The following is a 15,110-nucleotide window of genomic DNA, read 5'->3' on the forward strand; positions in this document are numbered from 1 at the left end:
ACCGCGGCCCCGGCCCGTAGACTCGGGCGACGTGGCACTCACTATCGGCATCGTCGGCCTGCCCAACGTCGGCAAGTCCACCCTGTTCAACGCCCTGACGCGCAACCAGGTCCTCGCGGCGAACTACCCGTTCGCGACGATCGACCCGAACGTCGGCGTCGTCTCGCTCCCCGATCCGCGGCTCGACAAGCTCGCCGAGATCTTCGGCAGCCAGCGCATCCTGCCCGCGACCGTGTCGTTCGTCGACATCGCCGGGATCGTCAAGGGCGCGAGCGAGGGGGAGGGGCTCGGCAACAAGTTCCTCGCCAACATCCGCGAGGCCGACGCGATCTGCCAGGTGACCCGCGCTTTCGCCGACCCGGACGTCGTCCGCGTCGAGGGCTCGACGGACGCCGAGGGCGACATCGAGACCATCAGCACCGAGCTGATCCTGGCCGACCTCCAGACGCTCGAGAAGACGGTCCCTCGCCTCGAGAAGGAGGTGAAGATCAAGAAGGGCGACGCCGCCCTCCTCGACGCCGCGCAGAAGGCACAGGCCATCCTCGAGGCCGGCACGACGCTCTTCCAGGGCGCGGCCGCCGCCGGGCTCGACCTCGCCGACGTCGCGAGCCTCCAGCTCCTCACGGCCAAGCCGTTCATCTACGTCTTCAACACCGACGACGCCGGTCTCGCGGACGACGACCTCCAGGACCGCCTGCGCGCGCTCGTCGCACCCGCCCAGGCGATCTTCCTCGACGCGAAGTTCGAGTCCGAGCTCGTCGAGCTCGAGCCGGACGAGGCGAAGGAGATGCTCGCCGAGTCGGGGCAGGACGAGGCCGGGCTCGACCAGCTCGCGCGCGTCGGGTTCGACACCCTCGGGCTGCAGACCTACCTCACCGCAGGCCCCAAGGAGGCGCGAGCCTGGACCATCCGCAAGGGCTGGACCGCGCCGCAGGCCGCGGGCGTCATCCACACCGACTTCGAGCGCGGCTTCATCAAGGCCGAGGTCGTCTCGTTCGACGACCTCGTCGCGACGGGGTCCGTCGCCGCCGCGCGCGCCGCGGGCAAGGCGCGCGTCGAGGGCAAGGACTACGTCATGGTCGACGGAGACGTCGTGGAGTTCAGATTTAATGTATAGCGGTGCAGCGCACTCACGCACTCATCGTCCAAGTGCCACAATCTCCTTTGTGCTCAAGGGGCGAGGTTGAAAGCAAATTTCACGCCATATCCGCCGGACAGCGATTGCCCCTGTGGTTCGCAGTTGAGGTATCGTTCCTGCTGTTCTTCAAAGCAGTTTCAATTCGGACGTGACGACGAGGGAAATCTTATCCGTCGCGTGCCGCTGGCTGACGAGGTCACCAAGGAGCTGAAGGATGCGGCAAAGTCCTTCGAGGTGTTGTATGGGCGTGAGCCATCCAAAAGCGACCTCGTGTTTGGCCATCTTTCAGACCCTACCGATTCGGTGTACGAATCAGCGCGCATGTTGATTTCGGCTGGACTCAATCCTGCCTTTGCTTATGCCTACGTACGTTCCGACGGCCTATTGCCGACCGAATTCAACGCTGATTACATTTCCGACGCAGACTTGAACCTATTCGAAAGGTTTGCGAACGAGTACGATGAGCCCATCGTGGACTTGGATAATGGGCAGGTTCCAAGTTTCGTATTCGTGTCCCTTGGGAACGAACTGATTGGCGAGATGGTCGAGAAGGCGTTCACTCAGATGCGTATGGTGTTGGTTGATTTTCTTTCACGACACATGAGTGCCGAACAGCGGCGGGCGCGAATGGAGCCAAGTCGTACTAGGAAAGTGGAATTCCTGGTGCGATCCCCGTCCGACTACGCCTTATTCTCGGCACTGAAGACGAAGCAAACTCTAGATAGTCTTAGAGTCTTGTCCACGGGAAGAGATGCGGCGAGTATCTACTCGCTGGCTCGCAGTATTTTTGAGAACACTGTGTATTTGGATTCAATAGCTGACGATGCATCTGTTTTTTGGGAAGGCATCTCTCCTAAGACCGACGCTGAGAACTTTGAATTCGGCCGTTACGCCGATGGGCGAGTGAACTTCAATCACGTCGTCCATAAGCAGACAGGGGCGCGAGCCCCTACTTCCATGCGATTCAGTGACCTTGCACAGGGCAAGCAGCGTTCGTCGCAAACTCGCGATCTTTATGCGCTCTTCTATGTGACGGCAAGTCAGTACATCCACGTGGATGTTTTGAGTGCTCGCGGCTATTTTTACGACGCGGATCCATTTGATGAGTTGGACGAGGTTCTTCTCGCGTCCTTGCTCGCCATTGTCCTGGTCGGTGATCTGCTCCGTGCGCTACAACGCAGCGAAGGAGTGCAGGAGGGTTACGCACGCGACGTGCGATCATTCCTTGCCTCGATGGTGGATGGACTACTCGAAGCCATTGCCTATGTGAACAGCGATCCGGAACATGTCAACGAAGTGTTCGATGCTCTCGGTGAGCTCGTTGCTGGATGGGGGCCGTCGCGAGTGACGTGCGTAGTTCGTGACAAGTAGCTGGCGGTTTCGCGGTCTCCCACTGTCGCTCCAGCATCTTGCGCCGAGTGATGGTTGTCTCTGTCGGAACTCGGTGGAGTTCCGCTGCAACGTCTGACCCTGAACGGTCGTGAGCGAGCGGAGCGAGACGAGACGCGCACGTCGGCTCACCCGGTCAGTCGATGCCTTCGACGATACGGAAGTCGCGCTGGAAGGCTGGAGGGAGGGCCGCCAGCGCATCCTGGTACGTCTCGCTCTCGTACGCCGCGGTCGCATGTTCGAAGCTGTCGAACTCGATCAGGACGACGCGTTCGGCGATTCCGGCCTCGTGGGCGACGACTCGACCGAAGTTCGACAGGACGCGCCCGCCTCCGGCCCGGACGGCCAGACCAGCCAGCCCGTTGTAGCGAGTCAGCCGTTCGCGGTCGGAGATGGCGGGGTAGACGCTGACCCAGTAACCCTTGGTCATGGACGCTCCGGTGTTGAGAGAGGTGGATCTGGCAGACGAGCAGGTGCGGACGGGCGTCGGCGTGCGAGAGCGAGGCAGGTCAGCGTGGTGACCACCATGATGCCGATGCCGACCAGTGCCGCGGTGGTGTAGGCGTTCTCCTCGGGGACGAGAGCGCCGGGGTCGGTGCCCACGCTGAGGACCAGGCCGCCGAGGGCGCTGCCCAGGGAGTTTCCGATGCTGCGGACGACGAAGTTGACGCTCATGGCGCTGGACGTCTCGCTGCGAGGCGTGACAGCCAGGATGACGCCCGGCATCGCGGCCGAGAATCCGCCGACGCCGAGGCCGAGCACCCCCATGGCTGCGAACAGCTCGGCCGGGTCCGACCGGGCGGCCCCGAACAGGGCGAACCCGCCGCAGACGACGAGGGCGCTGCCGGCCAGGAGAACGGGGTCGGCGACCCGCCTCCGGAGCCGGGGGATGACCTTGCCCGCGACGAACCCCAGTGCCGAGAACGGGACGACGACCAGCCCGGCGACGAAGGGCGTCAGCGCGAAGCCGTAGCCGGCACCGGGCGGCGTCTGCGCGTACCGGGCGACGAGGGTGAGCAGGAGGTACATGCCGACTCCGCCGACGAACATGGCGAGGTTCGCCCCCGCGACCGCAGGCTGCCCGAGGCTGCGCCGCCCTTCCGATCGTTAACCCAGGACGCAGGGGACGTTGCTCGACCCGTCGTTGTTCGAGGTCGGGCCGGCTGCGAGGCTCGAGACGTACCGAGCAGCCACCAGGCAAGGAGAACTGAGATGACCTCGACGACCCCCCTCGCGACACCCCGGATGTCGAACCCGGCCACGCTCCTCGACGGCGCCTCGGGTGCGATCTTCGCGCTCATGAAGGCAGCCCGCCAGACGGACCTGCCGCACTCGACGCTCGAGCTGGTGCACCTCCGGGTCAGCCAGATCAACGGCTGCAGCGTCTGCGTCGACTCGGGCGTGCGGTCCGCGAAGCAGGCGGGCGAGACCGACGAGCGCCTCCACGCGGTGGTCGCGTGGCGCGAGACGCCGTACTTCACCGACGAGGAGCGCGCCGCGCTCGCGCTGGCGGAGAGCGTCACCCGGCTGGCCGACCGCCCGGACCCCGTCCCGGACGACGTGTGGGACGAGGCGGCGAGCTTCTTCGACGAGCGCCAGCTGGCGGCCCTGGTCGTCTACGTCGCGACGACCAACCTGTTCAACCGGCTCAACGCCACGACGCGTCAGCTCGCCGGCGCTTCCTGGGGCTGAGCGCTCCCGACCCGATCAGACGACCTGCCCCGACACTCGAGAGGCACGACGATGGCAGCTGTGCGAGACCAGAGATCCGTGAACGCCGACGAGGCGTCCGCAGGGAAGGAGATCGATGCGATCGTCGCCCACGCCGGCGGGTGGCGTGCGGAGACGCTCGCGCGTGTACGTCGGGTGATCCTCGACGCCGACCCGGGGATCGTGGAGGAGATCAAGTGGCGCAAGCCCTCGAAGCCGGAGGGCGTCCCCACGTGGGTGTGCCAGGGGAACGTCTGCATGGCGGACCTCCTGAAGCGAGCCGTGCGGCTGACCTTTCCCGCGGGGGCCCGGCTGGACGACCCGGCTCGCCTCTTCAACGCCCGGCTGGACGGCGCCACGGTCCGGGCGATCGACCTCGTCGAGGACGCGGAGATCGACGACGACGCGCTCCGCGAGCTCGTGCGTCGCGCGGTCGCCGAGAACCGGCGAGGGTGATCCAGAGCCTCAGTGCACACCTCTGGTGAAGTACTTGAATGATCGTTGAGTACATGATTCCATGGCAAGCATGAGCTCGTCTCGTGCAGACACCCGTTCCCGAGCTGGAGGCATCGTGTCGACACCGGAGGACACCAGCGGTTCGTGGCCGTCGACAGCGGCGGAGGCCCTCGCCGCGGCCGACCAGGTCGGTCGCCGGATCCGCTCGCGCCGGCGGTGGTACGTCGTCGGCGCGCTCGTCATGGCGACCACCCTGACCGCGTTCACCGTCGCGCTGGCGTCGTGGCCGGAGCGTCTGGCCGAGGTGATCGTCCCCGGCCTCGTCGTCGTCGGCGCGACCCTCGCCCTCCTCGCGTGGTGCGGACGGACCGTCCCGGCCGCCGCCACGGCGGCGACGCAGCGCGCGCTCTTCCTCGGCGCCCTGCTCCTCGTCGTCGCGCTGCTCGTGATCCGGCTGGTCCTCCCCGAGGGCTTCTCCGGATGGGTCCTGCTCGTCGGTCTGCTGCCCGGCCTGCCCTTCCTCGAGCTCGCACGGCGGGTGAGCCGAGCGTGACGCACCCGCGTCATCGCCTCGACGACCTCATCCACTCGCCGGTCCGGCTCTCGGTCATGGCCGCGCTCCGCGCCGCGGACGCCGTCCACTTCGGGCTGCTCCGGGACACGCTGGAGGTCAGCGACTCCCTGCTGTCCAAGCACCTCGCCGCGCTGGAGTCGGCCGGCTACATCGAGGTCACGAAGGGCTATGCCGGACGTCGGCCCCGCACGTGGTACTCCCTCTCGTCGGAGGGCCGGGCCGCGTTCGACGCGTACGTCGTGGCGCTGCGCGAGATCGTCGACGCGTCCGACCCCTCGGACCCGCTTCCTCGTTCCCCGGCGTGAGGCGGCGCATGCCTGTCGTGCCCCGGACCGCGGAGCGCCCCGTCGTCGCCCGGCGCGGCGGTCCGCCGTGCGCGGCGCTGCGGGCGATGCGCTCCGGCCGATCCGAAGACCGGTGAACGCCCGCCGCATCGTGAGACGCGGCGGGCGTCGTCGCCTCGCTCGGCGGCGCGTTTCACGCGTGTTTCTCTGCCGTCTCGGGGTGGCGACGCGCCCGTACCAGCCAGTATCAACTCGATAACGATCGACCGCAGCAACCGGGCAAGGGGGAGAAGCGTCGCAACTTGCTGGGTAGCGTTGCCTCAAACCGTGGTGGGCATTCCCGTCCACGCGCACCGACACCAACCGGGCGCGCGGGAGACGGGGCGGCCGGGGGGCGAACGACGCCCGTCCGTCCGCGCCCACCATCCCTTGGAGGAGGAACATTGAAGATCAGGCGCACGAGTGCCGCCCTTGCGGTGACGGTCACCGGGGCACTGCTGTTCTCGGCGTGCAGCGGCACGTCGGGTGACGGCAACACCGAGACCGACGACTCCGGCATCAACACCGAGTCCGCCGTCACCGTCGCGTGGGAGGCGCCCCTCAACGAGCTCAACCTGAGCTCCGCGAACGGCAACGCGACGCAGAACGCGGTCATCAACTACATGCTCAACGCGGGCTTCAACTACTACGACGCCGACCTGAACCTCGTCCAGGACGAGTCGTTCGGCACGTACAAGAAGGTGTCCGACGACCCGCTGACGATCGAGTACACCGTCGGGGACGACACGAAGTGGTCTGACGGCACCCCGTTCGACGCGACCGACATCCTCCTCGAGTGGGCCGGTTCCGGGACCAACCTCAACACGGTCCAGGCGGAGACCGACGAAGAGGGCAACGTCACCAACCAGGACGCGGTGGACGCCGGTGTCTACTTCGACGGCAGCTCGCCGGGCGTGGCGCTCATCCAGGACACCCCGACGATCAGCGACGACGGCAAGACCATCACGATGGTCTACTCGAAGCCGTTCGGTGACTGGGAGCTGAACTTCACCAACCAGTTCGTCCCCGCGCACGTCGTCGGCCAGAAGGCCCTCGGCATCGAGGACGCGCAGGAGGCCAAGGACGCCGTCCGCGACGCCATCGTCAACAACGACGTCGCCGCGCTGTCGAAGATCTCGGCGTTCTGGAACTCGGGCTTCGAGTTCGTCAAGATGCCGGACGACCCGGCGCTGACGGTCTCGACGGGCCCGTACACGCTCGACGCGTACGAGGAGAACCAGTTCCTCACGCTCAAGGCGAACCCCGACTTCGCGGGCCAGAACAAGGCCTCGATCGACACGGTCACGGTCCGCTACATCGACGACCCGATGGCCCAGGTCCAGGCGCTGCAGAACGGTGAGGTCGACCTCATCGGCCCGCAGGCGTCCGCCGACGTCCGCACGGCGCTCGAGGCGCTCGACGGCATCGAGACCCGCTCGGGCATCGAGGGCACGTACGAGCACGTCGACCTGGTCTTCCAGAACGGCGGTCCGTTCGACCCGGCGACCTACGGTGGCGACGCGGAGAAGGCCAAGGCCGTCCGCCAGGCGTTCCTGCTGACGATCCCGCGCCAGACGATCGTCGACAACCTCATCAAGCCGCTCAACCCGGACGCCGAGGTGCGCAACTCGAACATCCTCATCCCCGGCTCGCCGAACTACGACCAGATGGTCGCGGAGAACGGCTCGGCGGAGTACCCGAACGAGGGTGACATCGCCAAGGCGCAGCAGCTGCTCGCCGACGCGGGCGTCGCGACGCCGATCAACGTGCGCTTCGCCTACAACAACGAGAACACGCGCCGTGTGAACGAGCTCGCGCTCATCACGGACACCGCCACCCAGGCCGGGTTCACGATCGTCGACACGGGCCGCCCGGCCGCCGAGTGGGGCACGCTGCTCCAGTCCGGCCAGGACCAGTACGACGCCTCGCTCTTCGGCTGGCAGTCGACCTCGACCGCCGTCACCGAGTCGGACGCCAACTTCCGCTGGTCGCCGACGCCGGGCATCAACAACTACGGCCAGTACAACAACCCGGCCGTGGACGCCGCGCTGGACAAGCTCCAGGTCTCGACCGACCCCGAGGAGCAGTTCCAGCTCCAGCTCGAGGTCGAGAAGAACCTGTGGGCGGACGCCTTCGGTGTGACGATCTTCCAGTTCCCGGCCATCCAGGGCTGGAACGACGGCCTGAAGGGTGTCGAGCCGATCACGATCAGCCCGACCATCTTCCACGGCTTCTGGAACTGGTCGTTCGAGGGCTGACAGCCCTGACCGCCTGACGTGGCCCGTCGTCGTCCGCGAGGACGACGGCGGGCCCGTCCGGACGTGAGAGACCGGGGGTCTCGACGGCCCGCCCGTCGAGGCCCCCGGTCCTCGCGTGCTCCCGTCCCCGACGTCCTGACACCGCGGCGTCCCGTGCCCCTCGGTTCACGATCACGCGAGACCCACGCGTAGAATCGACCGGCCCCAGACCCGGGGTCCCTACCGACCAGCGAGGTAAGACCTCCGATGTTCTCCTTCATCTCGCGGCGTGTGCTGGCAGGGTTGGCGACCCTCCTCGTGTCCACGTTCGCGATGTTCCTGCTCGTCAGCGCCGCGATCCGGCCGTACATCTTCATGGATCTCGAGGGCAGCACCAACCCCAACAAGGCGCAGCTGATCGAACAGCGCACGATCGACCTCGACCTGCACACGAACGTCGTCATCCGCTACTTCAAGTGGCTCGGCGACTTCGTGCAGGGGGATCTCGGCGTCGCGTGGCGCTCCGGCCAGCAGGTCACGGCCCTGCTCCAGGGCGCCGTGATCTCGACCATCCAGCTCGTCGCCGCAGCAACGGTGCTCGCGGTCGTCTTCGGCGTCATGGTCGGCATCGTCAGCGCGCTGCGTCAGTACAGCACCTTCGACTACCTGACGATCTTCGTCTCGTTCGTCCTGTACTCGCTCCCGGCCTTCTGGGTCGCCGTCCTGCTCAAGCAGTGGGGCGCGATCGGCTTCAACGACTTCCTCCGGGACCCCAACCTCTCGATCCTCGCGATCGCCGTGGTCGGCGTGATCATCGGTCTGCTGTGGTCGCTCGCGTTCGGGGGGACCGCACGACGCCGTGCGACGGTCTTCGGCATGGGCTTCGCCGCGAGCGCGCTCGCGCTGCTCTACCTCCAGCTCTCGGGCTGGTGGGCCGAGCCGAACCTCGGTCCCGTGATCATCGTCGTCACCGGCACCGCCCTCGCGTTCGCGATCACCGCGCTCGTCTCGGGCCTGCAGAACCGTCGCGCGCTCTACGCCGCTCTCACCACGGTCGTCGTCGGGGTCGTCGTCTACTTCCCGATCCAGTCCGTGCTCCGCCAGGTCGACAACTGGTGGCTCGTCCTCGTCCTCGCCGTCGTCACGGTCGCCGTCGGCATCGGGATCGGGTTCGCGTGGGGCGGCCCGGACAAGGGCGTGTCGGCGCGTGCTGCGGCGATCACGGCGTTCCTCGTGGGGTCGATGATCTTCGTCGACAAGGTGATGTCCGTGTGGCCCGCCTACTTCGCCGCCCCGGCGATCAACGGCCGGCCCATCCCGACGATCGGCAACAGCACGCCGAACCTCGGCGGCAACTTCTGGGTGCAGGTCCTGGACCAGTACACGCACCTGCTGCTCCCGACGATCGCGCTCGTGCTCATCCAGTTCGCCGGCTACACGCGGTACTCGCGCGCGAGCATGCTCGAGGTGATGAGCCAGGACTACATCCGCACGGCGCGCGCCAAGGGCCTGCCCGAGCGGACCGTCGTCATGCGGCACGGGTTCCGCAACACGCTCATCCCGCTCGCGACGATCGTCCCGATCGACGTCATCACGCTGCTGGGCGGCGCGATCATCACCGAGAAGGTCTTCGGCCGGCCCGGCATGGGCCTGCTCTTCCTGAACTCGCTGCAACGAGGCGAGATCGATCCCGTCATGGCCTATCTCGTCATCGTCGCGGCCCTCGCCATCATCGCCAACATCGTGGCTGACCTCATCTACGCAGCCCTCGACCCGCGGATCCGGGTGAACGCATGAGCAACACACCGAACGACGCGTCGCAGAGCGGCGCGCTCGAGAACCAGATCGAGCTGCTCGAGGTGGAGGGCCTGTCGCAGGGCCAGATCGTCCGGCGGCGCTTCTTCCACCACAAGGGCGCGGTCGTCGCGCTCGTCGTCCTCGTCGGCATCGTGCTGCTCGCGGTGACGTCGATCGGCGTCGCGGGCTGGAACGGCTGGTACGCCTACAAGGCGACCGGCCAGGGCTCGACGTACCCGCTCGTCAACGGCGGTGCGCCGTCGGCCGAGCACATCTTCGGCCAGGACGAGGCGGGCCGCGACGTGTTCGCGCGCGTCATGCTGGGTACCCAGACGTCGCTCCTCGTGGTGCTCTCCGTCGGCGTCATCTCGACCGTGGCGGGCATCCTCTTCGGGGCGCTCTCCGGGTTCTTCCGCGGCCGCGTGGACTCCTGGCTCATGCGGTTCACCGACCTCATCATCACGATGCCGGTCATCGTCATCGGCGCGGTGCTCGCCCTGCTCTCCGGGGGGAGCAACCCGCTCATCCTGGGTGCGTTCCTCGGTCTGGTGCTGTGGCCGCCGCTCGCGCGTCTGGTGCGCGGCGAGTTCCTCTCGCTGCGCGAGCGCGAGTTCGTCGACGCCGCGCGCGTCGCGGGGGCGAGCAGCAGCCGGATCATCTTCAAGCACATGCTGCCCAACGCCGTCGGCGTGATCATCGTCAACGTGACGCTGCTCATGAGCTCGGCGATCCTCCTGGAGACGGCGCTCAGCTACCTGGGCGTCGGCATCCAGAACCCGGCGACCTCGCTCGGCAAGCTCATCAGCGACTACCAGGAGGCGTTCGCGACGCGACCGTGGCTGTTCTGGTGGCCGGGCCTGTTCATCGTCGCGATCGCGCTGTGCGTCAACTTCATCGGCGACGGCCTGCGCGACGCGTTCGACCCGCGCCAGAAGCGCATCCCGTCGGAGCGCAAGATGGCCCGTGCGCAGCGCGTCGCACGTCCGACCGCCACCGCCACGCCGGGCGCGACCGGTGAGGCCGGGGCGAGCTGATGACCGCCGTCGTCGCCGCCCGCCCGAGAGGTCGTGGACCTCTCGGGCAGGGCGGCGCGCCGCGGTCAGGCGGTGAGCACCACGACCGTCCCCGCGACGAGCGCGCACAGAACGGCGAGCTGCACGACGTGCCACATCGTGCGCGCGCCGGGTGCGCCCGGCACCGCACGGTCGAGGTGGCCGGCGGCCACGAGCAGGCCGTGCCGCTGCGTCACGGCCTCGGCGACGGTCTCGGCGTTCGCGCCGGTGACCACCCGCTCGCGGTCCACGGGGTGTCTCCGAGAGCTGCGCAGCCAGCGGGCCGACCCGCTCGACCGGGGCGCCGCCCAGGCGGTCACGCGACCGCCGGTGTAGCGCACCTCGAGCGAGTAGCGAGTCTCGACGCCCTCGTACGCGGTCCACGGCACGTGGACGGTGCGGGTGACGTTGCGGACCTCGACCCCGCCGTCGGACACCTCGACGGCGGGACGCCAGAACAGCATCCAGACGAGGTACGTCACGAGCGCGGCGGGCACGAGAGCTCCCACGACCGCGCCGACGTCCCCCGTCAGGGCCGTGCTCACGCCCAGCGCGACGGCGACGGCGCCCGTCGCCACCGTGAGGACTCGGCCGTACGTCGAACGGAAGACCAGCGTGGGACCCATGCGCCCATGCTCGCAGAGTCGCGGCGCCACGAGCGCCGGCTCCAGCAGGAAGGACACTGATCAGCGTGGCCATCGAGACGTCTCCCGCGGCCCCGGCCGCGCGCCAGGGCAGCCCCGTGCTGACCGTGCGCAACCTCGGCGTGGACTTCTACGTCGACAAGGCCTGGTACCCCGCGGCCACGGACGTGAGCTACGACCTCCACTCCGGTGAGGTCCTCGCGATCGTCGGCGAGTCCGGCTCGGGCAAGTCCCAGTCGTCGCTCGCGCTGCTGGGCCTGCTCCCGCCGAACGGTCGCGCGCGCGGTTCCGCCAAGCTCGGCGACCGCGAGCTCATCGGCATGTCGCACGGCTCGCTGCGGCACGTCCGCGGCAAGGAGATCTCCATGATCTTCCAGGAGCCGATGACGGCGCTGAACCCCGTGTACACGGTGGGCTTCCAGATCGTCGAGACCATCCGGACGCACTTCAACGTCGGCCCGGCCGACGCGAAGAAGCGTGCGATCGAGCTCTTGCGGCTCGTGGAGATCCCGGAGCCCGAGCGTCGCTTCGACGCCTACCCGCACCAGCTCTCCGGCGGCCAGCGCCAGCGCGCGATGATCGCCCAGGCGCTCGCGTGCGACCCCAAGCTGCTCGTCGCCGACGAGCCGACCACGGCGCTCGACGTCACGGTCCAGGCCGAGATCCTCAAGCTCCTGCGCGACCTGCGCTACCGCGTCGACGCGGCGATCATCCTCATCACGCACGACATGGGCGTGGTCGCGGACATGGCCGACTCGATCATGGTCATGAAGGACGGCCAGGTCGTCGAGCGCGGGACGTCGGCGGAGATCTTCGGCAGCCCGCAGCACCCCTACACGGTGCGTCTCCTCGAGGCGGTCCCGCACCTCGGCTCGAAGCGCGACACGACCACGGTCACGGACCGCGCGCCGTCCGGTGCGGCGACGCAGGACCGCGCGCTCGTCCTCGACGCGCAGGACATGGTCATCGAGTACCCGGGGCGTCGCCGCCAGGCGGCGTTCCGCGCCGTCGACGAGGTCTCGCTGCAGATCCACCAGGGCGAGGTCGTCGGGCTGGTCGGCGAGTCGGGCTCGGGCAAGACGACGATCGGCCGTGCGGCCGTGGGACTCCTGCCCGTCACGGGCGGGTCGCTCCGGATCGTCGGCAGGGACATGGTCGGCGCCAAGCCCAAGGACCTCAAGCCGCTGCGCACCGAGGTGGGCATCGTCTTCCAGGACCCGGGGTCGTCGCTCAACCCGCGTCTGCCGATCGGCGAGTCGATCGGCGAGCCGCTCATGCTCCACCGCGGGGTGAAGGGCAAGGAGCTCAGCCGCGAGGTCGAGCGCCTGCTCGACCAGGTCGAGCTCCCGCGCGCGATGCGCAACCGCTACCCGCACGAGCTCTCGGGCGGTCAGCGCCAGCGCGTCGGCATCGCGCGCGCGCTCTCGCTCGAGCCCAAGCTGCTGGTGGCGGACGAGCCGACGTCGGCGCTCGACGTGTCGGTGCAGGCCAAGGTCCTCGACCTGTTCACGGACCTGCAGCGCGAGCACGGCTTCGCGTGCCTGTTCATCTCGCACGACCTCGCTGTCGTCGAGCTCCTGTCCGACCGCATCGCCGTCATGCACAAGGGCAAGCTCGTCGAGGTGGGCGAGACGTCGCAGATCGTGCACGCCCCGAAGCACCCGTACACGCAGCGGCTCCTCGCCGCGGTGCCCGTGCCGGACCCGGCGGCGCAGCGCGAGCGCCGTGCGGCCCGGGACGCGCTGCTCGAGGCCGCGGCGCGCGACATCGCGAACGACGAGCTGTCGTCGCTGGTGGACGAGGAGCGCTCGCTCGCCGAGGCGCGCGACGACATCGACCACGAGCGCAGCGCACCCCCCACGGCGGGCGCGGGGTTCTGACGGCGCTACCCACCTCCGGTGGCGCGGCGGATGCCGCGCGACCGACGACACCGACGCCCCGGCGCGGCCACGTTCGTGGCCCGCGCCGGGGCGTTCCGGTTGCCGGGCGCGGGGTGCGCGGCAAGCCTGGGACGCATGACACCAGCGGAGGACGACGTCCCCGGGACGCCGAGCGCGGACCGGCCCGGGCCGGGTGACGCGGGCGCCCCCGCCCGCGGGGCCACGGCCGCCGACGACCTCGACAGCCCGCGGACCGGACGTCCGGACCCCCGGGTCTTCTACCCGGCGGCCGGCCTCATCCTGCTGTTCGTGCTGGCGACCATTCTGTTCACCGACACGGTGACGGCGCTCATGAACACGCTCCAGCGCGACGTCATCGGCGTCTTCGGCTGGTACTACGTGATCGTCGTCGCCGGGTTCGTCGTGTTCTCGCTCTGGATGGGCATGAGCCGCTTCGGCGACATCGTGCTCGGCAAGGACGAGGACGAGCCCCTGTTCCGGCTGCCCGTCTGGTTCGCGATGCTCTTCGCGACGGGCATGGGGATCGGGCTCGTGTACTGGGGGGTGGCGGAGCCCCTGTCGCACTACGTGAGCCCCAAGCCGGGCGTCGAGGGGAGCGACCCGGCCCTTGCTCAGGCCGCCATGGGGCAGAGCTACCTCCACTGGGGCGTCCACGCGTGGGCGATCTACGTCGTCGCGGGCCTCGCGCTCGCGTACGCGATCCACCGCAAGGGGCGGCCGGTGTCGATCCGGTGGGCCCTCGAGCCGCTGTTCGGCGACCGGGTCCGGGGCCGGCTCGGGGACGTCATCGACGTCGTCGCGATCATCGGCACGGTCTTCGGCGTGGCGACGTCGCTGGGCTTCGGCGTCCTCCAGATCGCGGCCGGGCTCGGCTACCTCGACGTGGTGCAGCCGAGCACGGCGCTCGAGATCGGGCTCATCGCGGCGATCTCCGCGCTCGCGACGATCTCGGTCGTGTCGGGGCTGGGCAAGGGGATCAAGTGGCTGTCCAACGGCAACATGATCCTGGCCGGGGTCGTCCTGGTCCTGGTGCTGGCCCTCGGGCCGACCCTCTTCCTCCTGCGCGAGTGGGTCCAGTCGCTCGGCTACTACGTCCAGAACATCGTGCGGCTGTCCTTCGACACCACGGCCTTCCAGGGCGAGGCCGGGCTCGAGTGGCAGTCGTCGTGGACGATCTTCTACTGGGGCTGGTGGATCTCCTGGGCGCCGTTCGTCGGCGTCTTCATCGCCCGGATCTCGCGCGGGCGGACCGTGCGGGAGTTCGTCCTCGGGACGCTCCTCGTCCCGACGGTCGTCACGACCCTGTGGTTCTCCGTCTTCGGCGGGTCGGCCCTCTACCGCGAGCTGACGGAGCCGGGGAGCATGCTCGTCGACGGCGAGGTCGACACCGACACGACGCTGTTCCAGCTCTTCGACGGGTTGCCCCTCGGCAACGTCCTCTCGGTGGTGGGCATCCTCCTGATCGTCGTGTTCTTCGTGACGTCCTCGGACTCCGGCTCGCTCGTCGTGGACATGCTCGCGAGCGGGGGCAACCCGAACCCGCCCACGTGGAGCCGCATCTTCTGGGCCGGCGTCTCGGGCCTGCTGGCCATCGCGCTCCTCCTCGCCGGTGGGCTGCAGGCGCTCCAGACCGCGGCGATCCTCATCGCGCTGCCGTTCTCGGTCGTCATGATCGGGATGGCCGTCTCGACCGTCCGCGCCCTGCGCGCGGAGCACGCCGCGATCCTGCGCGCCGAGCGGAGGGCGGCGCGCGCGGCGCTGACGGAGCACGTGACCACGCGCGTCTCGGAGAGCATCTCGGAGCAGTGGGAGGAGCTCTACCCCGACCGGCCGGAGCGGTGGCGCGCGCTGACCCGGCGCCCGCGCAAGGGTTCGCCGCCGTGACGTCT

At 68.6% G+C, this 15,110-nt stretch carries 14 protein-coding genes; 11 read left to right on the forward strand and 3 right to left on the reverse strand.

Annotation, left to right across the window (positions count from 1 at the left end):
- Positions 1–31 precede the first annotated feature (31 nt).
- The gene (ychF, locus tag NHH00_RS06465; RefSeq protein WP_253051050.1) at positions 32–1,117 is read left to right on the forward strand and encodes a redox-regulated ATPase YchF; all 1,086 of its coding nucleotides are present in this window, start codon (positions 32–34) and stop codon (positions 1,115–1,117) included.
- 198 nt (positions 1,118–1,315) lie between these two features.
- Positions 1,316–2,509 carry a hypothetical protein gene (locus NHH00_RS06470; protein WP_253051051.1) on the forward strand — a complete coding sequence of 398 codons (1,194 nt, stop codon included), beginning with the start codon at positions 1,316–1,318 and terminating at the stop codon, positions 2,507–2,509.
- Between the two features lie 154 nt (positions 2,510–2,663).
- Here the strand turns inward: NHH00_RS06470 and NHH00_RS06475 are convergent, their stop codons facing one another.
- Together NHH00_RS06475 and NHH00_RS06480 are read right to left on the reverse strand one after the other, a co-directional pair.
- Entirely contained in the window at positions 2,664–2,957 is a 294-nt protein-coding gene (locus NHH00_RS06475; RefSeq protein WP_253051052.1) for a DUF1330 domain-containing protein, read from the reverse strand.
- A complete protein-coding gene (locus NHH00_RS06480; RefSeq protein ID WP_253051053.1) occupies positions 2,954–3,577 on the reverse strand; it encodes an MFS transporter in 624 nt (207 codons plus the stop codon). The genes NHH00_RS06475 and NHH00_RS06480 overlap by 4 nt, the downstream gene beginning before the upstream one ends.
- A 162-nt stretch (positions 3,578–3,739) precedes the next feature.
- Here NHH00_RS06480 and NHH00_RS06485 point away from each other — a divergent pair, with 162 nt between their 5' ends.
- The 7 genes from NHH00_RS06485 (at position 3,740) to NHH00_RS06515 (ending at position 10,658) form a co-directional block, all read left to right on the forward strand.
- Positions 3,740–4,219 carry a carboxymuconolactone decarboxylase family protein gene (locus tag NHH00_RS06485; protein WP_253051054.1) on the forward strand — a complete coding sequence of 160 codons (480 nt, stop codon included), beginning with the start codon at positions 3,740–3,742 and terminating at the stop codon, positions 4,217–4,219.
- Between the two features lie 78 nt (positions 4,220–4,297).
- Positions 4,298–4,693: a DUF1801 domain-containing protein gene (locus NHH00_RS06490; RefSeq protein ID WP_253051055.1), complete on the forward strand. Its 396-nt coding sequence runs from the start codon at positions 4,298–4,300 to the stop codon at positions 4,691–4,693.
- 115 nt (positions 4,694–4,808) lie between these two features.
- The gene (locus NHH00_RS06495) at positions 4,809–5,246 is read left to right on the forward strand and encodes a hypothetical protein (RefSeq protein WP_253051056.1); all 438 of its coding nucleotides are present in this window, start codon (positions 4,809–4,811) and stop codon (positions 5,244–5,246) included.
- Positions 5,243–5,572, forward strand: coding sequence for a winged helix-turn-helix domain-containing protein (locus NHH00_RS06500; protein ID WP_253051057.1), 330 nt, complete (start codon positions 5,243–5,245; stop codon positions 5,570–5,572). Before NHH00_RS06495 ends, NHH00_RS06500 begins: the two co-directional genes overlap by 4 nt.
- 422 nt (positions 5,573–5,994) lie before the next feature.
- Complete coding sequence (locus NHH00_RS06505) at positions 5,995–7,848, forward strand: ABC transporter family substrate-binding protein (RefSeq protein WP_253051058.1); 1,854 nt, start codon at positions 5,995–5,997, stop codon at positions 7,846–7,848.
- 246 nt (positions 7,849–8,094) lie between these two features.
- Positions 8,095–9,624 carry an ABC transporter permease gene (locus tag NHH00_RS06510; protein WP_253051059.1) on the forward strand — a complete coding sequence of 510 codons (1,530 nt, stop codon included), beginning with the start codon at positions 8,095–8,097 and terminating at the stop codon, positions 9,622–9,624.
- Positions 9,621–10,658: an ABC transporter permease gene (locus NHH00_RS06515; RefSeq protein ID WP_253051060.1), complete on the forward strand. Its 1,038-nt coding sequence runs from the start codon at positions 9,621–9,623 to the stop codon at positions 10,656–10,658. The genes NHH00_RS06510 and NHH00_RS06515 overlap by 4 nt, the downstream gene beginning before the upstream one ends.
- 65 nt (positions 10,659–10,723) lie before the next feature.
- Here the strand turns inward: NHH00_RS06515 and NHH00_RS06520 are convergent, their stop codons facing one another.
- Entirely contained in the window at positions 10,724–11,302 is a 579-nt protein-coding gene (locus NHH00_RS06520; RefSeq protein WP_253051061.1) for a PH domain-containing protein, read from the reverse strand.
- A 65-nt stretch (positions 11,303–11,367) separates the two neighbouring features.
- On the opposite strand from NHH00_RS06520, the gene NHH00_RS06525 reads away from it, so the two are divergent.
- Entirely contained in the window at positions 11,368–13,200 is a 1,833-nt protein-coding gene (locus tag NHH00_RS06525) for an ABC transporter ATP-binding protein (protein ID WP_253051062.1), read from the forward strand.
- 135 nt (positions 13,201–13,335) lie between these two features.
- Complete coding sequence (locus tag NHH00_RS06530) at positions 13,336–15,105, forward strand: BCCT family transporter (RefSeq protein ID WP_253051063.1); 1,770 nt, start codon at positions 13,336–13,338, stop codon at positions 15,103–15,105.
- The last annotated feature ends 5 nt before the right edge of the window (positions 15,106–15,110 follow it).

Origin of the sequence: Cellulosimicrobium cellulans (assembly GCF_024124905.1) — a bacterium.
In the GTDB taxonomy this organism is placed as follows: domain Bacteria; phylum Actinomycetota; class Actinomycetes; order Actinomycetales; family Cellulomonadaceae; genus Cellulosimicrobium; species Cellulosimicrobium cellulans_G.